Origin of the sequence: Streptomyces sp. NPDC050703, from assembly GCF_040654435.1 — a bacterium.
Lineage (GTDB): Bacteria > Actinomycetota > Actinomycetes > Streptomycetales > Streptomycetaceae > Streptomyces.
In genome coordinates, this window is sequence record NZ_JBFAHX010000015.1 from 63,891 (window position 1) to 85,206 (window position 21,316).

Here is a 21,316-nt window from a genome sequence, read left to right on the forward strand (position 1 = left end):
GCGGCGCTCATCGGGCCCACGCCGGTGTCCACGTGGCGCCGTCGTGCTCCGCGGGGTGAGCGGCGGCGAGGTGGGCGCGGAGTCGGGCCAGCGCGGGGTGCGGGTTGTCGGCGTGCTGGACCAGGGAGTGCGGGTAGACCGGTGTCGGGTCACGCAGCGGGATGCGCCGCAGGTCGTCCCCCGCGGGCCAGACGACGCGGGTCCACTCGCCGACCAGCGTGGCGATGCCGGGTGACTCGGCGATGGTGTCGAGGAGCGGCTCGGTGCCGAAGTCGGGCCCGGTCGCCTCGATGCTGAGTCCGAACGCGGCGGCGAGGTCGTCGTAGTAGGCGGCCCACTCGGTGCCCGCGACGAGGCCCGGCATCCAGATGCGGTGCCCCGCCAACTGCTCCGGGGTGACCGAGCGGGCCGCCGCGAGCGCGTGGCCGGGCCCGGTGAGCAGGTGGATGGGCTCGTCGTGCACCCGGACGGCCTCGATGCCGTCGGGGAGCCGGTTCGCGGGCACCGTGACCGCGCGGAAGGTCGCGTCGATCGTGCCGGAGCGCACGGCGGCGATGGCAGCGTCGGCGTCGAACAGCGTCACCACGTCCAGGGCCACGTCGGGGTGCGCGCGGTGGAAGCCGCGCACCAGGTCCGCCGGTGCGAGCCGCCTGCCGATCACGTCGACGCGCAGCGCCCGGCTGCCGGGCCGCACGGAGGCCGCCGCGCGCTCCTCGGCCCTGAGGAGGTCCCGGGCGTACGGCAGGAAGACCTGTCCGTCGATGGTGGGCCGGGCGCCGCGTGGCGTGCGGTGCAGGAGCCGCACCGCGAGGTCGCCCTCCAGCGCGGCGACGCGCTTGGAGACGGCCTGCTGGGTGATCCCCAGGTCGGCGGCGGCCCCCTGGAAGCGGCCCGCGTCGACGACGGCGACGAAGGCGCGCACGGCGTGGAGGTCCATGCCGGGCAGCCTATTCCCACAACCGATGGTTGTAGCCGGTCCCCCGTGACGGTTGTTTGATGTGCAGGCCGGTCACCCGCTTGGATGTCCGTCGGCAACGCGCGGTTGTCACGACGGCGGGACGGGATGACGGGCGACGGGATGTCGGGGCGACGGGATGACGGGGTGAGGGGGCGACGGAGTGAAGGGATGACGGGCAGGCAGCCGTGGGCCGGTGGCGGGCGGTCGCTCGGGCGGCGGTTCGGGTGGCTCTGGGCGGCGTACGCGGTCAGCTCCTTCGGGACGCGGCTGGCGTTCGACGCGTTCTCGATGATCGCGATCCTGGCGCTGGGCGCGGGCACGGCCCAGGTGGCCCTCATCTCCGCCGTGGGCCTCGCGGTGGGTGCGGTGGCGGCGGTGCCGCTCGGCCCGTGGGTGGAGTTCCGCCGCAAGCGGCCCGTGATGATCGCGATGGACCTGGTGCGGTTCGGGGCGCTGCTCAGCGTTCCCGCCGCGCATGTGCTCGGTCTGCTCGGGTTCGCGCAACTGCTGCTGGTGTCGGCCGTGGTCGCCGCGGCCGACATCACGTTCACCGCGGCGAGCGGCGCCTTCCTCAAGGGGCTGGTGCCGCCCCGGGACCTGCTGGCCGCGAACGGCCGCTTCGAGTCCACCACCTGGACGGCCACCATGCTCGGGCCGCCGCTCGGCGGTGCCGCGGTCGGGCTCTTCGGCCCCGTGCTCACCGTGCTCGCCGACGCGGTCAGCTATCTGCTCTCCGCCATCGGCATCAAGGCGATCGGCGGCGATGAGCCGCTGCCGGAGCGGGGCGGCACACGGCGCCGGATGCGGGCGGGCGATCTCCTCGACGGCTGGCGGTTCATCCTGACGGACCCCGTGCTCCGCCCGCTGTTCCTCAACACCGTGCTGGTCAACGGCCTGATCATGGCGGCCACCCCGCCGCTGGCCGTCCTCATGCTCGGCGACCTCGGCTTCGCGCCCTGGCAGTACGGCCTCGCGTTCGCGCTGCCGTGCCTCGGCGGCCTGGTCGGCGCGCGGCTCGGCCGGTTCCTCGTCCCGCGGCACGGACAGCGCCGGGTCCTGCTGACGGCGGGAACCCTGCGGGTGTGCTGGCCCGTCGGCCTCGCTCTCATCGGGCACGGCACCGCGGGGCTCGTCCTGGTGATGGCCGTCGAGTTCGCCCTGATCACCTGCATCGGGGTGTACAACCCGGTGCTTGCCACCCTCCGGCTCCAACGGGCCCCGGCGGACCGCGTCACGCGCGTCCTCTCCGCCTGGTCGGTCACCGGCAAGACCACCATCGCGGCCATGACCGCCCTGTGGGGCCTGCTGGCCTCCGTCACGGGACCCCGTGCCGCTGTCGCGGGGGCCGGCCTGATCATGCTGGCCACGCCCCTGCTGCTGCCCTGGCACGACCGCGCCCCGCGCCAGGCGCCCGCCGAAGCGGGCAGCGGCTAGGCCCGGCCCAACAGTGGGACCAGGGCACGGGGTGCGGGGTGCGGGTTGCGGGGCACGGGGTTCGGGGCACGGGTTGCGGGTTGCGGGTTGCGGGTTGCGGCTAGACCATCCGCTCGATCGCCTTCAGCACATGTCCGGCGCCGTCCTCCGCGGACATCGTCCGTGCGATGCCCGCCGCGGCCCGTGCGTACGACTCCTCGCGCACCGCCCGGCCGAGCGCCGCCGCGAGCCGGGGCGCGGTGAGCCGGCCGAAGGGCAGCGGCTCGGTGGCGGCGCCCAGTGCCGCGATCCTGGCCGCCCAGAACGGCTGGTCCGCCGTGACCGGCACCGGCACGGCGGGCACCCCCGCGCGCAGCCCGGCCGCCGCCGTGCCCGCGCCCGCGTGGTGCACCACGGCGGCCATGTGCGGGAAGAGCAGGGCGTGCGGCACGTCGCCGACGGTGACGATGTCGTCCGCGGTGGCCGCGAGGCCCGCGCGCCCCGACTGCAGGACGCCCCGCAGCCCGGCGGCGCGCAGTGCCGTCACCGCGATGTCGCTCAGCCGTTCGCCCTCACCACCGGCCATGCTGCCGAAGCCGATGAACACGGGCGGCGGCCCGGCCCGCAGGAACTCCGTCAGCTCGGCCGGCAGAGCGTCCTCAGGGGCTGCGTACGGCCACCAGTTGCCGACGACGTCCAGCCCCGCACGCCAGTCGGCGGGGCGCGGCACGACGGCCGGGCTGAAGCCGTGCAGCACCGGCCATCCCGCCCGTTCCCGCCGGGCGCGCACCTCGCCCGGCCGGGCCGCGGGCAGCGCGAGGCGGGCCCGCAGGTCTCGCACGGCGTCGGCGTAGACGCGGTCGACCATGCGCAGGGAGAACCGGCCGAGGGCCCGGTTGCCTGGCCCGCCGAGCGAGCGGGCGGCGCCGACGACGGGCGGGAACGCCCCCGTGGGGTGGACCGGTTGCAGGTAGGCGCCGAGCGCGGGAATCGCCATGGCCTCGGCGATGTGCCAGCCGAGCGGGGCGGTGGTCGTGGAGAGCACGAGCAGGTCGGCGCCCTCTCCCCCGGCGTCGGCGAGCCCGTTCCCGAGCCCGCGGACGAAGGCTGCCGCCGTCCGCATCAGCTCCCTGCGCCCGCCCGCGCGGGAGGCCCCCTCGTCGGCGGGCAGCTCACGGAAGGCCAGGCCCGCGGCGCGGACCTGCGGCGCGAACGGTGCCTGCGCGGCGAGGGCCACGTCGTACCCCGCCTCGCGCAGCCGGGCGCCGAGGCCGGTGTAGGGCGCGACGTCCCCGTACGAACCGGCGGCGGTGATGAGGATGCGCGTCATCGGTCTTCTCCGGGCACGAGGAGGGATGTGGATACCGGCGCCAGAGCGGAAGCGGGTGCCAGAGGGGAAGCGGGTGTCAGAGGGGAAGCGGGTGTCAGAGCGGAAGCGGGTGCCAGAGGGGATGCGGAGGAGGAGGCGGAGGCGGAGCTGGGGTGACACTCAACCTCAGGTCTAGGGTGAGACTTCGCGTCGGATTCGCCCGCGCCCCGCTCCCGGGCATTGGCCCGGATCGCCGTACGCAGATACCGGGCGAGCCCCTCCCGCTGCCGGCTCGGCGGCACGACGAGGGCGAAGGCGCGCGGGTCATCGGCGAAGTCGTCCGCGATCCGCACGTGCATCTCGGGAGGGCACGGGGTGAACCAGCGGGAGATGTGCTGCCGATGCGCCTCGGCCAGCCCCCTGGCACGCTCGCCCTCGGCCGGCTCTTCGGCGTCGAAGGCGTCGAGCAGTTCCTCGCGCCACCGGGCCGCCTCCCCCATGAGCCGCGCCCAGTCATCCTTGGAGTGCGCGGCGGCGCTGCGCATGGCCGCCCGGTGACCCGGACTGTCCTGCCACTTCAGCTCGGCCTCGGTGGCGTAACTCAGGTCGAAGGTGATCTCACCGAACACCTCGAACCGCTCCTGGGGGCTGAGTGTCACGCCGGTCCGCTGCACCTCCATGGCGCGTTCGGCGACGTCCACGAGCCGTTCCAGTCTGGCGATCTGTTCGCGCAGCGCTTGGCGGCGCGCCTTCAGCTGGTCGAGGGCTTCGGCCTGCGGGTCGGCCAGGATCTCGCCGATCTCCTCCAGGGTGAAGCCGAGTTCCCGGTAGAAGAGGATCTGCTGGAGCCGGGCCAGGTCGGCGTCGCCGTAGAGCCGGTAGCCGCCCGGACTGCGCTCGCCCGGCGTCAGCAGCCCGGCCCGGTCGTAGTGGTGCAGGGTGCGGACGGTGATCCCCGCGAAGCCGGAGACCTGCCCGACGGTGTAACTCATGGGCCTCACCTTTCGTCGGCGTACAGCGTGCAGCCTGACGCGACGTGAGGGTCAACCCGGCAGCGCCCCCATTTGTTAATGGAATCCATTTTCATATAGCGTGCGGTCCCGTCCCCGCACACAGCTCACGACTCACCGCACACGACACACCGAGGAGACCCCCATGGCCGTGCCCAAGCGCAAGATGTCCCGCAGCAACACCCGTCACCGCCGCGCCCAGTGGAAGGCCGTCACACCGCAGCTCGCCCCCGTCACGGTCGACGGCGTGCGGCACATGGTCCCGCAGCGCCTGGTCAAGGCGTACGAGCGCGGGCTGCTGCGCCCCGAGGACCAGTAGGCGGCCCACCCCGGCCCCGGCTCAGCAGGTCAGGTCAGCAGGCGCAGCATGTGCGCGCAGGCCGATGCCTCGTCGCCGTGCCGGGTCAGCGGATGGTGCGCCCCCCGCTCGTACGTCCCGACCTCCCACGCCCCGTCGCCGACCGTGCGGAGGTAGACGAAGTCGGGGGGCGTGGGGACCGGTTCGTGGGCACCCTCGATCCAGTAGTAGCCGTCGGCCACGCGGGCCGCGCGGAGGGCGGACAGCAGCGCCGGGACGTCCACCGGCCTACGCCCTGGCGGGCTCCAGGTAGCCGTGGTCGAGCAGCCACTTCACGTTGAGGCGCTGGCCCTCGCCGGGGTTCAGGAAGGCCGGGTCGAGCTTGATCTGCTGTCCGCCGCCCGGCTGCTCGAACCAGGGGGCGATGCCGCCCTGCCACACGGAGAACGGCTTGCGCACCTCGTACACGCGGTAGTCGCAGGAGTGCGCGGCCTCCCGGGTGTTGAGGTTCTGCGGCGGCAGGGCGCGTTCCGCGTAGGAGTCGCCGGCCGGGGCCAGGTAGGAGCCGAACTCCGACCCGAAGCGGTCGAGCCGCTCCCCCTCGTCCAGCCGCTCGCGGTGCTTGTCGACCCGCCCGTTGACGGTCCCGAAGCCGTCGTTGGGCGGGTACTTCCAGCTCCCGGTGGAGGCCGGCCCTTCCCAGTACTTCTTCAGGAAGTCCTGCGGCGACAGCTTGCCCGTCCGCTTCCAGCCCCTGAGGAGCGGGCCCACCGGACGCTGCCCCTTCTTGGGCAGCCATCGGGGGCCGAGGCGGGAGTCACCGCGGAACTCCCCCGTGCACGGCTCGTGCGCCGCCGCGCCCACCGGGGGCTCCGGAGCGGCGGCGGCGTTCGCGGCCGGTGCCGCGGCCAGGGCTCCGGCGACACCGAGGGCGGCGAGGGCGGTTCGGATACGGGGCAGGTGGCTGCCTGTCCGGTGACTGTGGGTCAACTCGGTCTCTCCTCGTCAGGCGTCCGCGTACGGCGCGGGGTGGCTCGCACAACGTATCCGAGCGGTAGCCGTGCGTGGCCTGAGGCACGAGTGGCGCGCCTTCATCGGCCGAATCGGTGCGGTGTATGTCCGAGGGGGCCCGGAGGCGGTGTGACCCGGAGGGGCCCCGGAAGCGGTGCAGTCGGGGAAGGTCGGAACCGGTGTAATCCGGAGGGGCCGGAAACGGTGTACGTCGACGGTCCGGGGGCGGTGCGCCTCTTGTCGGGGCCGACGGGGACCGGGCAGGGTGGCTGCCACACCCGTCACTCCCGACCCGGATGTCCGACCCCAAGTCCCGACCTCAGACCTCCAACCCCCAAGGTGCAGCCATGAACAGCGGAGCAGGGCCGGAACGAGAGCCCGTGAGCCCCGGTGGTCCCGTGAGCCCCGGTGGTCCCGTGGGCCCCGTGCGTCGCCCGGGGCGGCGGGCGGTTCTCGGGGCGCTGTCGGGGGCCGCCCTCGCGGCGGCCGGTGCGGCCTGTGGTTCGCCGGGCTCGCCGGGCGCGCCGGAGCGCGGGCGGCCGGAGGCCAGGCGTGCGGAGACGGCCTCGTCGGCCGCGCACCGGCCGCGCCGCGCGGGACGGCTGTTCCTCGGGACGTACACCTCGCAGGAGGGCGGCGGTAAGGGCATCGGTCTGGCGACGTACGACGACACGACGGGGCGGATCACCGGTACCGGCACGATCGACGGGGTGCCCGACCCCTCCTACCTGGCCCTGCACCCCTCGGGCCGCACCCTCTACGCCGTCGACGAGCGCGAGGAGGGCGGCGTGACGGCCGTCGCGCTCCTGCCCGGCGGCGGGCACGAGGTCCTCGGCACACGGCCGACCGGCGGCGCGGCGCCCTGCCACCTCTCGGTGCACCCGAGCGGCAGGTGGCTGCTCAGCGCGGACTACGGTTCGGGCAGCGTGGCCGTCCATCCCATCGGCGCCTCGGGCGCGCTCGGCGAGCGGACGGACCTCGTCAGGCATACGGCCCCGCCGCCGGGCCCCGGGCAGGACGGGCCGCACGCCCACCAGATCGTCACCTCTCCCGACGGCCGCCACGTCCTCGCCGTGGACCTGGGCACCGACACGGTCTACACCTACCGTCTCGACACGAAGGCGGGCACCCTGCGCCAGGTGTCGTACGCGCGGCTGCGGCCCGGCGCGGGGCCGCGCCATCTGGCCTTCCACCCCTCGGGGCGCTTCGCGTACCTCGCCAACGAGCTGGACGACACGATGGTCGTCTGCGCGTACGAACCGGGCAGCGGGCGGCTCACCCCCGGCGCACCGCAGCCGACCGGCTCCGGTGCGGGCACCAACTATCCGGCGCAGCCCGTGGTGACCTCGGACGGACGGTTCGCCTTCCTCGCCAACCGGGGGCACAACAGCGTCGCGCGGTACGCCGTCGAGGGAGCGGGGGCCCGGCTCCGGCTGCTCGGCACGGTGGCCGTGGAGGGGGACTTCCCCCGGCATCTGGCGCTCTCGCCGTCGGGGCGGCTGCTGTTCACCGCCAACCAGAAGTCGGACTCGGTGAGCGTCTTCCGGGTCGACGCCGGCACCGGCGAGCTGCACCTCGCGGGGAAGCCGTTCTCGGCGCCGGTCGCGGTGTGCGCGCTGCCGCAATCGCCGCCCGTCGGCGACGCGGGGCGCGGCAGTCGCTAACGTACGTACGTATGAGCACGGATATGGCCATTTTCCTCACCGTCGCGGCCGTTGTCGTCGCCGCGACGCTCGTCGTCGCCGTCATGCTGCTCGTACGCCTCGTCCGCACCCGGCGCCACCTGCGCAGAGCCGGACTCCCCGCCGACCGGCAGTGGGTCTTCTGGGGGGCCGTCGCCTATCTCCTGCTGCCCGCGGACCTGCTGCCCGACCCCATCCTGCTCGACGACATCGGGGTGCTCCTGGTGGCGCTGCGGTCGATGCGGTCAGCCGCCGACGGGCCTGCCGCGCCAGGACGCTGAGAGGCGGGCCTTCATCAGCAGGGCGTGCATGCAGTCCGTCACCTGGGTGACGTCCTCGACGGGCTGGTGGAAGGGCAGGCGCACGTCGGCCTGGCCGCGGGCGCGTTCGAGCCGCAGGGAGATGCCGTGCATGTCGACGGCGAGCGGGCGGACGCGGACCACGCCGTGCAGGCTGTCCGGGCTGATGAGGCGGGTGAGCTGTTCGACGGCCTCCGGGTGGGCGTCGGCGAGGTGTGTGAGGAGGCGCGACTCGGCCTCGGCCAGCGGATCGGGGACGGTGAGGGCGAGTTCGTCGAGTTCGATGCCCTGGCGTTCGCCGTTCGCGTCGTGCAGCACCGCGCATGTCGGCTCGAAGAGCAGGTGGTCGCCGTCGTGCCCGAGGATTCCCGAGAGCCAGAGGCGGGCGCGGATGCGCTCCCTCATGGGGACCGGCGCGACGTCGGCGAACTCGATCAGCGTGGACGGTTCGCCGCGCGGCGCGCAGATGAGGGCGGCGGCCAGCGCGCTGTCATCGGGCGGGCAGAGCAGCAGTCTGCCGTCCTCGGTGACGCTGTGCGCGCCGACGAGTTCGTCCCTGCCGATCTGTGTGGTCACCGCGCAGGACCACGCGGTGGCGAGCAGGGTACGCGCGCGTGCCGCCGCTGTGGGCACGATCGTGCTGCTGTGACGGACACCCATCCTGAACCTCCATTAGGTAAGCCTTGCCTAACTTATCGGAGATCGTGGAGTGCCGCCAGTACGCGCGAGGCTCCACGGGTACGCGAAAGGCCCCGCACGGCGGACCGTGCGAGGCCATCCCCGTGGGGCCGGACGCGCCCGTGAGACCGGACGCGTCCGGGGGAACCGGACGCGGCGGTGGCCGGAAGGCTCAGTGCCCCCGGGCGATCCACTCCCGCAGGTGCGGCGCCTCCGCGCCGATCGTCGTGCTGTCGCCGTGCCCGGTGCGCACCACCGTGTCGGACGGCAGCGTCAGCAGCCGCCGCTCGATGGACTCCACGATCGTCGGGAAGTCGCTGAAGGAGCGGCCCGTCGCTCCCGGGCCGCCCGCGAACAGCGTGTCGCCGGTGAAGACGGTGCCGAGGGCGGGGGCGTACAGGCTGACCGCGCCGTGGCAGTGGCCCGGCGTGTGCAGCACCTTCAGGACGGTGCCGGCGACGGTGAGTTCCTGCCCGTCGGCGAGTTCGCCGTCGGGGGCACGGTCGGGGTGGGTCTGCTTCCACAGCTCCGTGTCGGCCGGGTGCAGCAGGACCGGAGCGCCGGTGCGGGCGGCGAGCGCCGGGGCCGCGTCGATGTGGTCGTCGTGGGCGTGGGTGCAGACGACGGCGACGAGGCGCCGGTCGCCCACGGCCTCGGCGATGGCGTCCGCGTCGTGCGCGGCGTCGATGACGACGCACTCGCTGTCGTCGCCCACGATCCAGACGTTGTTGTCGACCTCCCAGGTGCCGCCGTCGAGGGAGAACGTCCCCGACGTGACGAGGTGGTCGATCCGCGCGCCCGAGGCGCCGCGCGTGCTCTCCGCGGCCATCAGAACACCACCACCGAACGCAGGACGTCGCCGTGGTGCATGCGCTCGAAGGCCTTCTCCACGTCCTCCAGGGCGATGGTCTCCGTGACGAACGCGTCCAGGTCCAGGCGGCCCTGCCGGTAGAGGTCGATGAGCATCGGGAAGTCGCGCGAGGGCAGGCAGTCGCCGTACCAGCTCGACTTGAGCGAGCCGCCGCGGCCGAAGACGTCGAGCAGCGGCAGCTCGATCTTCATCTCCGGGGTCGGCACGCCGACGAGGACGACCGTGCCCGCCAGGTCGCGGGCGTAGAAGGCCTGCTCGTACGTCTCGGGGCGGCCGACCGCCTCGATGACGACGTCGGCGCCGTTGCCGCCGGTCAGCTCGCGCACGGCCTCGACGGGGTCGGTCTCGCGGGAGTTGACGGTGTGGGTGGCGCCGAGGCTCCTGGCGGTCTCCAGCTTCTTGTCGTCGATGTCCACGGCGATGATCCGCGCGGCCCCGGCGAGCCGGGCGCCCACGACGGCCGCGTTGCCGACACCCCCGCAGCCGATGACGGCGACCGAGTCGCCGCGGCCGACCTCGCCGGTGTTGATGGCCGCGCCGATGCCGGCCATCACGCCGCAGCCGAGCAGGCCCGCGGCGGCGGGCGAGGCGTCGGGGTCGACCTTGGTGCACTGCCCCGCGGCGACGAGGGTCTTCTCGGCGAACGCGCCGATGCCGAGGGCCGGGGAGAGTTCCGTGCCGTCGGCGAGGGTCATCTTCTGCTTGGCGTTGTGCGTGGCGAAGCAGTACTGGGGGCGCCCGCGCAGACAGGCGCGGCACTGCCCGCAGACGGCTCGCCAGTTGAGGACCACGAAGTCGCCCGGCGCGACCTCGGTGACGCCGTCGCCGACCGACTCCACGACGCCCGCGGCCTCGTGCCCGAGCAGGAAGGGGAACTCGTCGTTGATGCCGCCCTCGCGGTAGTGGAGGTCCGTGTGGCAGACCCCGCACGCCTGGACCTTCACCACGGCCTCGCCCGGACCCGGGTCCGGCACCGTGATCGTCTCGAACCGTACCGGCTCGCCCTTCGCGCGTGCGATCACGCCTTGCACCTGCTGCGCCATGACTACGGCCCTTCTCTCTCTGCACGTCTTTCCCACCCCATCGTTACAGGTCCGGCGCCCGCTGTCCGCAGCGGTACGGCCACCGCGCCGGTGCGGGCGGGGCACCCGCGGAACGGCGCGCCCGGCGCCCCTTAGGGTGTGCGCGTGCGTGATCTCGCTGTCCAGGCGCTGCTGCCCGTCGGCACGGCCCTCGCCGTGGCCCTGGCCGTGCTGCTGCTCGTCGCCGCGGCGACGGCGGCGGTGTTCCGACTGGCCCCCGACGGTTCGCGCGGCCGGGCGCGCGAGATCCTGCTGGCCGGGGTCCGCGCGACCGTGCAGCTGGGTGCCGTCTCGCTGGTGATCGGCTGGGTGGTGCACCACACGGCGGCGCTCTACGCCTTCCTGCTGCTGATGTTCGCCGTGGCCGCCCGTACCGCGGGGCGCCGCGTCACCCGGAACGGCACGTGGTGGTGGGCCGCGCTGCCCGTCGCGGGCCCCGTCGTCCCCGTGGTGGCCGTACTGACACTGGCGCGGCTGCTGCCCGTCAAGGGCATCGCCATGATCCCCGTGACGGGCATCCTCATCGGCGGCGCGCTGACCGCCACGGTCCTCGCGGGGCGCCGCGCCCTGGACGAACTCCACTCCCGCCACGGCGAGTTCGAGGCGGGCCTGGCTTTGGGCCTCGCCGACCACGACGCCCGCATGGAGGTCGTCCGCCCCGCCGCGTCGGACGCCCTGCTGCCCGGCCTCGACCAGACCCGCACGGTGGGGCTCGTCACCCTCCCCGGCGCCTTCGTCGGCATGCTCCTCGGCGGCGCGTCGCCGGTCCTCGCCGGAGCCGTGCAGCTCTTCGTCCTGATCGCCCTGCTCGCCGTCCAGGCCGTGGCCGTGGCCGTGACGGTCGAACTCATCGCCCGGGGGCGCCTCCACCGCGACGGGACCGGCCCCACGGACTCCGGGACGGGCCGGGCGTAAGCTCGACGACCATGTCTGTCTAAGAAGACCATGTCTGTCCAAGAAGAAGAAAACGGTGGCGCGGCCGTGACAGCGATGCGTCAGACCTCGGTGACGGCTCGCACGATCAGAGTCCCGATGTGATCCGCCCTCGGGGCTCCGAGCACCATCGCCTGCGCGCCCGTGAACCCGGCGCGCGTCAGCAGCCTCTCCCACACCGCGGGCCTATAGCTGTAGCGGTAGGTGAACATGGCCCGCCCGGCGAAGCCGCCCTTGTACATCCCCTGCGGGCCGTACGCCCCGGGGATCGCGGGCGGCTGGGAGAACACGAACGCCCCGCCCGGCGCCAGGCGGGCGCGCACGAGCGGGAAGAGCCGGGAGGGGTCCGTGAACCACGCAGCCCCGAAGATGCTGTAGATCGCGTCGTACGTCTGTGTGTCCTCGCGCAGGAAGTCGAGCGCTTCGCCGCACTCGAACCGTGCCCCTGTACCGGCCCACCGCTCACTGGCCTTCTTGACCATGACCGGCGAGAGGTCGACGCCCCGGGCCTCGATGCCCTGCTCCGCGAGGTGCGCCAGCGCGCGGCCCGTGCCGCAGCCGATCTCCAGGATCCTGGCCGGCTCCCCCAGCAGCTCCGGCCCGGGGCCGTGCCCGGCGTACTGCGTCCAGCAGAACGCGGGCTCCATGTCGTCCTTGAATGCCGACTCCGCGTAAGCGTCCCAGAGGTCGGTCTCCGCGGCGATGTCGTGAGGTACGGGCACGGCGGTCCTTTGCGGTAGAAGGTGAGCCTGCCCTCGCTCGGGGGCGCGGAGGCAGGCGTTCGTGGCGGTCAGTGGCTGTCGGGGACCTTGTCGTCGCACGGCGAGCATTCGGTGCCGTCCACGGCCCACAGGTGTTCGCTGGGCTCGAAGCCCTGGCCGCGGATGACGTCCACGGAGCGGAGCACGAGCCCGTCGGTGCGGCGCTGCACGAGCGGCGCATGGTGCTTGTACCCGCCGCCGCGCGGGCCGTTGTAGAGATCGCAGAACGCGAAGTAGACCGGCGAGTCGAGAATGATCTGATGCACACCGAGGTCGACGATCTTGCCGACGCCGATGTGCAGGTCGGGGCGCTCCATCGCGGTCATCAGGTACATCACCGCGTTGCTCAGGATCTCCTCCGCCCAGGAGCGGGTCAGCAGGTTGTCGCGCATCAGCAGCGCGATCTCACGGTCCCACAAGGTGCCCTCGTTGCCTGGGGCATCGAGCACGTTGTAGGTGCACTCCTTCACGTGGGGGCGCACGGCATTCAGCAGTGCGCGCGGGTCGCGGGTCGTGGTGACGGCCGGACTTTCGGCCAGTACGGTCATGGGCTGATCCCTTCAGGTGAGTGGTGCTGAATCCGCCCGTTGCAGGCGGACAGGCCATGGCGGCAGCCATGGTCACAGCGGTAGACGAAGAGAGGCGGCTCGCCGGGAGCGCGTTTGCCGGGGGCGAAGACCGGGATGCCATCACCGGGACAGAAGCCGCACTCGCCGATCGAGCACTCGGGGCTGAGCTGCTTGGGCGCCCCGGCCACGGCCGTCATCACGGCTCGCCCCGTGCCGTGCGGCACCCCGGGCACCCGCACAGCGGGTAGGCCGTGCTCGTACTGGGCTCCTGCGCGCCGTCCACGTGCATCGTGCCGGTGTCGGAGGTGACCGTCCCGTCGGCGTCCAGCGTATACACGCGCAGGCTGAAGTGGGGCGAGTCCTGCTCCGGTCCGAAGCGCTCGGGCGTCATGCCCTCTCGCCTCCCCTCCGGATGACGGCCGCCAGCCGCTGGGCCACATGTGCGCGGACGTTGCCCAGCGCCACGAGTCCGTACGACGGTGACGCGTGGTCAGGTGCGAGCGACGGCAGAACGATGCCCGCGCCGCCCAGCGCATCGCGCAGGGACTCGGTCGCTGCGACGGCATCGGCATGGGTCGGCGGCTTGGGCTCGGCTCGTGGGGACATGACCGGGACGGTAGGGACGGACAGGCAGGGGCCGCCACGCGATATGCGCGATTATGCGCGGCAGTTGGCTTGAAATGCGGCTGTATGCGCGACGGATCAGCGCCACGCTGTACCGCAGGACGACGGCCCGCTCCCATGCTGAGCGGGTCATCGTCCAGTGGAAGGAAAGGCCATGAGGCGACTGCGCTTCAACGGATCGGGCAGCGGTGTGGACGGCTGCCCCTCCGTACATGAAGATCTGGACTCGGGCGAGATCGTCGTGCACGGCCCGCCGCTCACCGACCCCGCAGAGACTGCCCAGTTGCAGCACCTCTCTCCCGGCGAGACGGCGATCGTCGTTCCCCGCGACGTACTGGCCGACTTCGGCCCCAAGGAGGTCAGCCAAGTGCCCCACATGATCGGCCTGAAGGAGTTCCCGAAGCTCTTCACCACGCTGAAGCACACCGCCTGGCGCCTGGAGAGCAGGCGCCGCTACGCATCCGACGAACTCACGCCGACCTACGCGCAGTTTCTGCGCGGAGAGCCCGTCAGCTGGGACGGCGTGGATGCCGAGTGGTGCGCCAACCGCCGCGAGCAGACCGCACTCGGCAAGCGCTTCGAGCGGGTGCGGATCGTCGATGACCCGCCCACACCCGGTCAGCTCTACCTGCTCAACAACGCCAGGCGCAACAGCGCGGTCGGCGAAGACATCCGCTGCCTGTGGCGCCGCGACGCGGAGCGCCTGCACCTTCCCGAAGAGGATTTCTGGATCATCGATTCCCGTCTCGTCGCCCTGCTCCACTTCGAAGGCGACGACCTGACCGGGGTGGAACTCATCACCGAACCGGCCAGGGTCAACAGCTACGCCCAGATTCGCGATGCCGCGATGCATCACGCCATCCCCTACCAGCAGCTCGCGGCGCAGGTGGCCGCGGCGGACTGACGAGAGGCCGCCAGTGAACGCCGACTACCAGCAGGCCAGGCAGGCGCTCGGACTCCGCCTACGGGATCTGCGCCTCAACGCTCCTGGTGGTCGGCTCACCGGCCTGCAACTGGCCGCCCGCACCGGGTGGGCGCAGTCGAAGGTCAGCCGTCTGGAGCGGGGCAACCAGACGCCCACGGCCGAAGACATCGAAGCCTTCGCCAAGGAGTGCGGCCGGCCGGAGGCGGCCGACGAACTGAAGGCCATGCTCCGTGATGTCGAGTCCCATGTCAGGCCCTGGGGCCGCCAGCTCGCCCGCGGGCACCGGGCCGTGCAGAACGCCCACAATGCAGAGCACGCGAACGCTGCACTCTTCCGCGGCTGGCAGCCCGCCATGGTCACGGGCATTCTCCAGACCCCCGACTACGCCCGTGCGGTTTTCACCAGGAACTCCGAGCTGCAACGCTCACCGCGGGATGCCGACGCCGCTGTGCGCTCGCGGCTGAAGCGGCAGGAGGCCCTGTACGACTCCACGAAGCGTTTCCACATCCTGATGTGGGAGGCTGCGCTGCGGGCGCTCGTCTGCCCGCCCCCGGTCCTCATCTCCCAGCTCGACCGGCTGCACGGCGCCGTCGGGATGGACACGGTGGAACTGGGGATCATTCCCCTCGCGGCCTCCCTGAAGATCCAGCCCGCGACGGGCTTCTGGGTGTACGGCGACCAGCGGGTGATCGTGGAGACCTGGCACGCGGAACTGTGGATCGACGAGACGGCGAACGTCCGCACCTACCTGCGCACCTGGGACACCCTGCGCGAGTCCGCCGTCTACGGCGCCGACGCGCACAACGTCATCAACGCGGCCAGGCGGGCGCTGGGTCCACGGTAGTCCAGGCTCCGGTCCAGCGGCGGATCAGGCCAGGACGCCGCAGCGGGCCGCAAGCGCACGCAGCTCCAGCGGCGGCTGCCCGGTCACCAGAAGTCCACCCAGCAGGGCGCGCACCGCTGGCCGGGTGTGGGTCTCCTCCGGCGCCAGACGCTCTGCGACCAGCAGTTCGTGCACGCAATCGTCGCGACGCCCCCACTGCGCGTAAGCGGTCGCCCGGTCCGTGTGGTAGCGGACCCGCCGCTCCACCGTGGGCAGTAGTTGCGGGAGCAGCCTGTCCGCTACGGCAATGGCGGCGGCCGGGTCCCCACACTTGTACTCGGCACTCACCAGATGCAGTTGCACGGTGGCCGGCGTGAATCCCCCGGCGGTGTCACGCAGGTGCGTGGCCCGCCCCAGCCCATCAGCGATCGACGCGGCCTCACCGGTCAGTTCACGCATGCCCGCCCGGTCGCCCTGGTGAGCCACCGTGAACGCTGCGCACTGGATCAGCAACCCCTTCTGCGCCCGCCCGGCGTTGCCCAGTTCGCCGAGCACCGGATCATCGGCCGCCGACAGTGCAAGGCTCAGGGCCTGGTCGTACCAACCGGCCTGGCGGGCAAGGACAGCCTGTTGACGCGCGGCCTCCGCAGTCACCAGGGAGGACCCCGCAGTGTTCGCGAGCTGCCGGGCCCGGTCGGCTGCCATCCATCCCAGCTGCGGTTCATGCAGCTTGATCAAGAGACGGGTCGCGAGCAGGTAACTGTGCGCGAGAGCCTCATACTGGTCGACCCCCGCCTGATGCCCGGCACGCAGAACACGGGGCAGACGGTCGGCAAGGCTGCGGTACCGGGTATTCGCGTAGTCGGCGTTCGCTCGCGCCAGTTCAGCAGGCACATACTCCGGTGGCAGGGCGCTTTCCGCAGAGGCAAGTCCGAGCATCGCATCTCGCACACCGGCAACGAGGAAGTCGCGCAGCTGCCTCCCATCGCGTCCGCTGTCGCTCCCGCCGACGAGCGGGGCGCTCGCCGCCTCGGCGGCTGCCGCCGTCAATGCCGCAAGAAGTGTCCGTCGATGCATCTGCGTATTCTCCCCACTGCCCACTCCTTTCGCCCCAGGAACGGGCAGGCTCGGATATGAGTCTGCCCCGGCGCGGAAAGGGGCGGCGGGCGACCGGAGAACCTGAGGCGGAATACCGAGGGCGGAGGCGAACCGGCCCAGCACAGTAGGGTCCGTGAGCGGTGTGCGCCCCCGCTCCAGTCTGGACACCTGGGCTGCGGAGTAGCCGGTGCGGTGCCCAAGCTGCGCGAGTGTCATTCCCCGCGCGAGGCGCGCTCCGCGGATGTGCTCACCGGGATTCAGCTCCGGTGCGGTCTGCCGGTTCTCGGAAGCATCCATGCCCATCCCCGCGGTGACAGAGGCCACTAACCCGCCCAGCGTAGGGCGTCAAGGGCGACGGGGGGACGTTTGCATGACATGCAAATACCTTGCAGCACTGGCATCGAAGTCTCCTGCCGAAGGCCGACGGGCGGTTCTTTGGACCTGCAACAGCCCATAAGGGCCGTCTTCATCGACTGGAGGCACTGATGAACCGACAATGTGCGTGGTCCGAAAGCCTCGACGGCGCCACCGTCCTCGTGACCGGGGGTGCCGGGCTCGTTGGCAGCCGAATCTGCCGGGACTTGCGCGCCGCCGGAGCCCGGCCATTGGTGCTGTGCAGCCGCGACGCCTACCCGGCAGAGGTTTACCGGGACCTGTTCGACGTGCGCAGCGAAGAAGTGGAGACCGGAGACATCCGGGACGCCGCACTCGTGCGAGGGCTTGTCGCCCGCAGCGACGCCGTGGTGCATGCGGCGGCACTCGCCGACGTGGCCGCGTGCACACGGCGCCCTCAGGACGCCATCGACGTCAACATCGCGGGAACCCAGGCGGTACTGGACGCCGTCGCAGCCTGCGACCGACCTCGTCGCCTCGTATTCGTTTCCTCTGCCAGCGTCTACGGTCACGGTGAGATCAGCCCGGCGCACCGCACCACAGCCGAACTCCTGCGCGAGGTGCACGGCCGCAGCGCCCCCGCATTCCACGAGGACATGCCCCTCAAACCGACCAGCGCCTACGGAAACACCAAGGCATGGGGCGAACAGCAGACCCGGCTTCAACTCGACGAAGCCGCCCGGTCCTGGTCCGTCGTACGGTACTTCTCCGTCTACGGCCAACCGCAGGTGATCAAGCCGGGGTCGCACTCATGGGTCGTCGCCTGGTTCGCTGCCCACGCCTCGTGCGGCATGCCACTGCATCTCAACGGGGGCGGACAGCAAGTACGCGACTTCGTCCACGTGGACGACATCGCTCAGGGCACCTTGCGTGCTTTGAGCGTGCCCGGCGCCCACCGCCAGGTGATCAACATCGGCACAGGCCGGGCAACGACCATCCGCCGGATCGCTGAACTCGTCATGCAGTTCTACCCGGGTACAACACTGACCGAGGCACCGCTTCCCGTGGGTGACCCCATGGGCGGCTACGCCTCCACGCACCGGATGACCAGCACCCTGGCATGGCAGCCGTCTGTGACAGTCGAAGACGGCGTGCGACATTATGTCCAGTGGCTCCAGGCGCACCCGCAGGCCGTGCCGAACTGGCTGCGTACGGATACCGGGTACGCATGCATCTGACGCACGGATCAGATCACGGGCGGGCGTCCGAGCCGTGTCATCCGCCACACGGTGTACCAGCGCATCGGTCGGCGAGAGCCGGCCGGAGTGCGCACACCTTCGGCGAAACCGGACGCCCACGCCCGCAGTCCTCTGCCCGACCGCGTCCGCGCCACGGTCAGCAATGTCCAGACAGCCAGATACACCGGAACCAGGACGGCGGGCAGATTACGGCGAGCCAGCCAGACTCGGTTCCGGGCGGTCATCCGGTAGTAGACCGCATGCCGGGCCGGCGAGGTGCGCGGGTGCCGCAGCACAAGCCGAGGGTCGTAATGGATGCGCCACCCGCCATCGAGGGCACGCCACGCCAGGTCAGTTTCCTCGTGCGTGAAGAAGAAGTGCGCGGGCCAGTCTCCGACGGCGTCCAGCATCGGCATGGAGAAGGCGTGCGCCCCACCGAGAAACGCGGTGACGTCGCCAGCACGCAGCGCGTCCCGCCCCGAAGCCCTGAGCCGCGGAATGTGGCGGCGCTGGGTGTGTCCGGTCTCGTCCGCGATGCGGAAGGCAAGAATGCCCAGATCAGCCTTGGCGGCGAAGTGCTCCCGGACGCGGGCGAAAGCCTGCCGGTCCGGGAGGCATCCGTCGTCGTCCAGTTCCACCACTACATCCACGTTGCCGCAGGCCCGCAGTGCCGCGATGGCAGCATTGCGTCCGCCGGGACAGCCCAGATTCTCCGGGGTCTCCAGCACTGTCACCCGGCCCGGCAGCCCTCTGCGGGCATAGTCGGGCAGCACGCCGCGGCCTTTGGTTCCGTTCCCGACGATCACAACATGGTCGGCTGCCTCCGTCTGAACGGCCACCGACTCCAGCAGCGCGTCGACCTCAGCGGGGCGGGTCCCCATGGTCACGATGGCCACGCCCAGGCGGGGGCGGCGGGGGGCGGCGCTGCCCGTGTGCTCCGTCTGCATGGCCGGAGCATAACCGCCCCGTTCCACAGTGTTCCGCCAGCGTTCACCCCCAGGGAGCTGCCGTGACGACGATCGCCCTGTCCGACTACCTCTCCGACTTCACCGATCCCGACCACGTTGCCGCGCCGCTGGGACAGTGGCAGGGCTGGGACCTTGCCGCCTTCCTCGCGGCGTGGCCCGACCTGCATGCGCGAGCCCTCGCCCGTCTGAACCACCGCATCCACCCCACCGCATTCGTGCACCCGACCGCTCAAATCGGGCCGGACGTCATCATCGGGCACCACGCCAAGGTGTTCGAATTCTCCAGCGTGCGCGGCCTCACGGTCGTCGGAGCCGGAGCGAGCATCGGCTTCAACAGCGAGATCACACAATGCTGCATCGGCGAAGAGACAGTGCTCGGCCACCGCATCGGCATGAACCGCACGCTCGTCGGCTCCCGCGCACACCTGTCGGCCCACGTGCTCGCCGCAGCCATCCACCTCACGAGGGACATGCGCAGTCCCGACCGCGAGGTCTTCACCCGGACCCCGGGTGGTCTCGTCCGGCTGCGTACCCCCCGCTTCGGTGCCCTCATCGGAGACCGGGTACAGAGCGGTGCACGAATCACACTGAACCCGGGCTGCGTCATCGGCCGCGGCACTCTGCTGGGAACCGACGTGACGGTGCCGCCGGCCAGGATGATTCCGTCAGGCATGCGGGTGACCAATCCGCACAGCGGGCATCTGCACATCGCTCCCCCATACCGGGCAGGGCCCTAAGAGGAGACGCGTCCCCTCCGCCCGGCGCACCTAGCCCGCTGGCAGACGCCTGGCCTTCGCACTTGCCGCGCGAGGACGGCCCGGCGGACTGGTGACCAGCCGCTTACTGATCAGGGTCGCGGTCCCGTTCCGCCGGGCACGCCGCGACCGGGTCATGGTCGCCATGACCCGGCGAACTCGCCACCCGCGTGGGTGACGCGCCCCTCCCGCGACGGCACCCGCGCGGCCAGCTCACAGCAGCCGCTCCGCCTCCGCGTCCTCGCCCGCCGCGGCGCGGGCGAGGACGTCCATGACGTCGTGGGCTTCGGACAGGGTCAGCAGCGGCAGGCGCTCTTCCATACTCACCTCCGCGCTCGCGATCAGGTGGGCAGCACAGTAGGAGACGGGGCGGGGGAACAGGTGTGCCTGTGGACAGCTACGCCTTCCGCCCAATGATCTGGCCGTGCTCCACTCCCGCGCGCACAGCGGCGGCAACGTTCACGGACTGGTCCACGGTCAGGCCGTCGACCGCACGCCAAAAGGTCTCCACTACTTCCAGGTCTTCCCACGGCAGCTCGACCCCCCGCTTGTCGAGTGCCGCCTTCCCGGTCCGCCGCGAATCCGGGGTCGATGCTCATATCGCGATGATCCCGTATCGCAGCACCGCCGGAGCAGGAACAGAAGCGCTGGCCGAAACTGCGCCCTACGCCGCCTCGTACTCATGGGCCCGCCCGCCGCGCCAGCGGATGAGCCGGGAGTCCCCGAGCACCAGGGCCTCGGCATCCTCCAGGCCGGCCCGGCGCAGAAACTCGATCACATCCCGGTCCGAGTGCGCCAGGCCCAGGATCGCGCTGCCCACGGTGACCCGGCGTCCACCGCTCGGGGACGGCCGGTGGACCACTATCTCGGGTGTCATGCGTCCAGGGTGCGACGCCGCGCCAGGCGGCGCAGCTCCGCACGGGCCGCCGGGTCCCGCAGCCCGGGATGGAAGTGCAGCCGCGCGGTCAGCCGGACCAAACGGCGCCGCAGGGCGGTGTGACCCGGGCGGCCGGCCAGCTCGCGGTACGTGCGAGTCCATTCCCGCTGGAGAGGAATGAGGTCGTCGGGGATGGTGGTGCGCATGCGGCTAATTAGATCGTGTGTTCGATTTCTGGCGCAATCCGCACGTGCAGTGGCCACCGGCCCCCGCGCGAGTACCGTCGGGGGGCAGAGGGAGGGGGGTGCGAAATGATCACATTCGACCCGGACAAGAAGCCCACCAAGCGCACCTGGCTGCGCAGGATCTTCGGCCTCAACCCGGCGGCGGACATCCGCCGCGCCCGGCTCGATCACCGGGACGCGGCGGCGAAGATCAACGAGAACAGGGCCAGGATCAACGAGAACAAGGCGAAGATCAAGAAGGCACGCAGCGACCGGGCCTACGTCAAGCAGCTCAAGAAGGACGGCACGCTGAAGTGACCGGGCATGCGAAAGAGCCCCCTCCACCCGCAAAGGGGCAGAGGGGGCTTCGTTCTGCTCGGAGTCAGAGACCCTGGGGGCCCTGTGGCTTGTTGGGCACCGCCCAGGTCAGTCCCCACACGGCGAGCACGGCGGCCACGGCGGTGAGACCGTCCTGCGCGGACAGGGTGCCGTCGGCCAGCCCGGTGGCGAGCGACGCGGCGCCCGCGGCCAGACCGGCAGTGACCGCCTTGGCGTACTTCGAGACCTTCATGACTGC

Annotated in this window: 26 protein-coding genes and 1 pseudogene; 10 read left to right on the forward strand and 17 right to left on the reverse strand. The window is 71.8% G+C overall.

Going from position 1 to position 21,316, the window contains the following annotated elements:
- Positions 1 to 7 precede the first annotated feature (7 nt).
- Complete coding sequence (locus AB0I16_RS16530; RefSeq protein ID WP_363250088.1) at positions 8 to 937, reverse strand: LysR family transcriptional regulator; 930 nt, start codon at positions 935 to 937, stop codon at positions 8 to 10.
- 189 nt (positions 938 to 1,126) lie between these two features.
- Here AB0I16_RS16530 and AB0I16_RS16535 point away from each other — a divergent pair, with 189 nt between their 5' ends.
- Entirely contained in the window at positions 1,127 to 2,392 is a 1,266-nt protein-coding gene (locus tag AB0I16_RS16535; protein WP_363250089.1) for an MFS transporter, read from the forward strand.
- Between the two features lie 100 nt (positions 2,393 to 2,492).
- On the opposite strand, the gene AB0I16_RS16540 is transcribed toward AB0I16_RS16535, so the two are convergent.
- Both AB0I16_RS16540 and AB0I16_RS16545 read right to left on the reverse strand, forming a co-directional pair.
- A complete protein-coding gene (locus AB0I16_RS16540) occupies positions 2,493 to 3,701 on the reverse strand; it encodes a glycosyltransferase (protein ID WP_363250090.1) in 1,209 nt (402 codons plus the stop codon).
- Positions 3,702 to 3,916: 215 nt separating this feature from the next.
- Positions 3,917 to 4,672 (reverse strand): annotated as a pseudogene (locus AB0I16_RS16545) (MerR family transcriptional regulator); the annotation flags it as partial.
- Positions 4,673 to 4,835: 163 nt separating this feature from the next.
- Between AB0I16_RS16545 and rpmF the strand changes: the two are divergent.
- Positions 4,836 to 5,009 (forward strand): 50S ribosomal protein L32, encoded by a 174-nt coding sequence (rpmF, locus tag AB0I16_RS16550; protein ID WP_363250091.1) that lies wholly within the window; start codon positions 4,836 to 4,838, stop codon positions 5,007 to 5,009.
- 29 nt (positions 5,010 to 5,038) lie between these two features.
- Here the strand turns inward: rpmF and AB0I16_RS16555 are convergent, their stop codons facing one another.
- Entirely contained in the window at positions 5,039 to 5,272 is a 234-nt protein-coding gene (locus AB0I16_RS16555; RefSeq protein WP_363250092.1) for a hypothetical protein, read from the reverse strand.
- Positions 5,273 to 5,276: 4 nt separating this feature from the next.
- A complete protein-coding gene (locus AB0I16_RS16560; protein ID WP_363250169.1) occupies positions 5,277 to 5,948 on the reverse strand; it encodes a TNT domain-containing protein in 672 nt (223 codons plus the stop codon).
- Between the two features lie 476 nt (positions 5,949 to 6,424).
- Between AB0I16_RS16560 and AB0I16_RS16565 the strand changes: the two genes are divergently transcribed.
- Both AB0I16_RS16565 and AB0I16_RS16570 read left to right on the forward strand, forming a co-directional pair.
- A complete protein-coding gene (locus AB0I16_RS16565; protein WP_363250093.1) occupies positions 6,425 to 7,663 on the forward strand; it encodes a lactonase family protein in 1,239 nt (412 codons plus the stop codon).
- Between the two features lie 11 nt (positions 7,664 to 7,674).
- Complete coding sequence (locus tag AB0I16_RS16570) at positions 7,675 to 7,962, forward strand: hypothetical protein (protein ID WP_363250094.1); 288 nt, start codon at positions 7,675 to 7,677, stop codon at positions 7,960 to 7,962.
- Here the strand turns inward: AB0I16_RS16570 and AB0I16_RS16575 are convergent.
- The 3 genes from AB0I16_RS16575 to AB0I16_RS16585 all read right to left on the reverse strand — a co-directional run bounded on the left by AB0I16_RS16575 (position 7,927) and on the right by AB0I16_RS16585 (position 10,572).
- Complete coding sequence (locus AB0I16_RS16575; protein ID WP_363250095.1) at positions 7,927 to 8,640, reverse strand: DUF2470 domain-containing protein; 714 nt, start codon at positions 8,638 to 8,640, stop codon at positions 7,927 to 7,929. The two genes, AB0I16_RS16570 and AB0I16_RS16575, sit on opposite strands and share 36 nt — an antisense overlap.
- A gap of 190 nt (positions 8,641 to 8,830) precedes the next feature.
- Positions 8,831 to 9,487, reverse strand: a complete 657-nt coding sequence (locus tag AB0I16_RS16580; RefSeq protein ID WP_363250096.1) for an MBL fold metallo-hydrolase — start codon at positions 9,485 to 9,487, stop codon at positions 8,831 to 8,833.
- Entirely contained in the window at positions 9,487 to 10,572 is a 1,086-nt protein-coding gene (locus AB0I16_RS16585) for an S-(hydroxymethyl)mycothiol dehydrogenase (RefSeq protein ID WP_363250097.1), read from the reverse strand. The genes AB0I16_RS16580 and AB0I16_RS16585 overlap by 1 nt, the downstream gene beginning before the upstream one ends.
- Positions 10,573 to 10,716: 144 nt before the next feature.
- Between AB0I16_RS16585 and AB0I16_RS16590 the strand changes: the two genes are divergently transcribed.
- Positions 10,717 to 11,526, forward strand: coding sequence for an ABC transporter permease (locus AB0I16_RS16590; protein WP_363250098.1), 810 nt, complete (start codon positions 10,717 to 10,719; stop codon positions 11,524 to 11,526).
- 80 nt (positions 11,527 to 11,606) lie between these two features.
- Here the strand turns inward: AB0I16_RS16590 and AB0I16_RS16595 are convergent, their stop codons facing one another.
- The 4 genes from AB0I16_RS16595 to AB0I16_RS16610 all read right to left on the reverse strand — a co-directional run bounded on the left by AB0I16_RS16595 (position 11,607) and on the right by AB0I16_RS16610 (position 13,480).
- The gene (locus AB0I16_RS16595) at positions 11,607 to 12,266 is read right to left on the reverse strand and encodes a class I SAM-dependent methyltransferase (protein WP_363250099.1); all 660 of its coding nucleotides are present in this window, start codon (positions 12,264 to 12,266) and stop codon (positions 11,607 to 11,609) included.
- 68 nt (positions 12,267 to 12,334) lie between these two features.
- Positions 12,335 to 12,853, reverse strand: a complete 519-nt coding sequence (locus tag AB0I16_RS16600; protein WP_363250100.1) for a hypothetical protein — start codon at positions 12,851 to 12,853, stop codon at positions 12,335 to 12,337.
- A 217-nt stretch (positions 12,854 to 13,070) separates the two neighbouring features.
- On the reverse strand, positions 13,071 to 13,265 hold the full coding sequence (locus AB0I16_RS16605) for a hypothetical protein (protein ID WP_363250101.1): 195 nt from the start codon (positions 13,263 to 13,265) through the stop codon (positions 13,071 to 13,073).
- On the reverse strand, positions 13,262 to 13,480 hold the full coding sequence (locus tag AB0I16_RS16610) for a hypothetical protein (RefSeq protein WP_363250102.1): 219 nt from the start codon (positions 13,478 to 13,480) through the stop codon (positions 13,262 to 13,264). Before AB0I16_RS16610 ends, AB0I16_RS16605 begins: the two co-directional genes overlap by 4 nt.
- A gap of 172 nt (positions 13,481 to 13,652) precedes the next feature.
- On the opposite strand from AB0I16_RS16610, the gene AB0I16_RS16615 reads away from it, so the two are divergent.
- Positions 13,653 to 14,402, forward strand: coding sequence for a DUF6879 family protein (locus AB0I16_RS16615; protein WP_363250103.1), 750 nt, complete (start codon positions 13,653 to 13,655; stop codon positions 14,400 to 14,402).
- 13 nt (positions 14,403 to 14,415) lie between these two features.
- On the forward strand, positions 14,416 to 15,267 hold the full coding sequence (locus tag AB0I16_RS16620; RefSeq protein ID WP_363250105.1) for a helix-turn-helix transcriptional regulator: 852 nt from the start codon (positions 14,416 to 14,418) through the stop codon (positions 15,265 to 15,267).
- Positions 15,268 to 15,291: 24 nt separating this feature from the next.
- Here AB0I16_RS16620 and AB0I16_RS16625 read toward each other — a convergent pair whose 3' ends face one another.
- Positions 15,292 to 16,647, reverse strand: coding sequence for a helix-turn-helix transcriptional regulator (locus AB0I16_RS16625; RefSeq protein WP_363250170.1), 1,356 nt, complete (start codon positions 16,645 to 16,647; stop codon positions 15,292 to 15,294).
- 182 nt (positions 16,648 to 16,829) lie between these two features.
- Here AB0I16_RS16625 and AB0I16_RS16630 point away from each other — a divergent pair, with 182 nt between their 5' ends.
- A complete protein-coding gene (locus tag AB0I16_RS16630) occupies positions 16,830 to 17,915 on the forward strand; it encodes an NAD-dependent epimerase/dehydratase family protein (protein WP_363250106.1) in 1,086 nt (361 codons plus the stop codon).
- Between the two features lie 8 nt (positions 17,916 to 17,923).
- On the opposite strand, the gene AB0I16_RS16635 is transcribed toward AB0I16_RS16630, so the two are convergent.
- A complete protein-coding gene (locus tag AB0I16_RS16635) occupies positions 17,924 to 18,862 on the reverse strand; it encodes a glycosyltransferase (protein ID WP_363250107.1) in 939 nt (312 codons plus the stop codon).
- Positions 18,863 to 18,924: 62 nt separating this feature from the next.
- Here AB0I16_RS16635 and AB0I16_RS16640 point away from each other — a divergent pair, with 62 nt between their 5' ends.
- Positions 18,925 to 19,620 carry a transferase gene (locus tag AB0I16_RS16640; protein WP_363250108.1) on the forward strand — a complete coding sequence of 232 codons (696 nt, stop codon included), beginning with the start codon at positions 18,925 to 18,927 and terminating at the stop codon, positions 19,618 to 19,620.
- 682 nt (positions 19,621 to 20,302) lie between these two features.
- On the opposite strand, the gene AB0I16_RS16645 is transcribed toward AB0I16_RS16640, so the two are convergent.
- A complete protein-coding gene (locus tag AB0I16_RS16645; protein WP_363250109.1) occupies positions 20,303 to 20,515 on the reverse strand; it encodes a hypothetical protein in 213 nt (70 codons plus the stop codon).
- Positions 20,512 to 20,721, reverse strand: coding sequence for a hypothetical protein (locus AB0I16_RS16650; RefSeq protein ID WP_363250110.1), 210 nt, complete (start codon positions 20,719 to 20,721; stop codon positions 20,512 to 20,514). The genes AB0I16_RS16645 and AB0I16_RS16650 overlap by 4 nt, the downstream gene beginning before the upstream one ends.
- Before the next feature lie 105 nt (positions 20,722 to 20,826).
- On the opposite strand from AB0I16_RS16650, the gene AB0I16_RS16655 reads away from it, so the two are divergent.
- Positions 20,827 to 21,057 carry a hypothetical protein gene (locus AB0I16_RS16655; protein ID WP_363250111.1) on the forward strand — a complete coding sequence of 77 codons (231 nt, stop codon included), beginning with the start codon at positions 20,827 to 20,829 and terminating at the stop codon, positions 21,055 to 21,057.
- A gap of 64 nt (positions 21,058 to 21,121) precedes the next feature.
- Here AB0I16_RS16655 and AB0I16_RS16660 read toward each other — a convergent pair whose 3' ends face one another.
- Positions 21,122 to 21,310, reverse strand: a complete 189-nt coding sequence (locus tag AB0I16_RS16660) for a hypothetical protein (protein WP_363250112.1) — start codon at positions 21,308 to 21,310, stop codon at positions 21,122 to 21,124.
- Between the last annotated feature and the right edge of the window lie 6 nt (positions 21,311 to 21,316).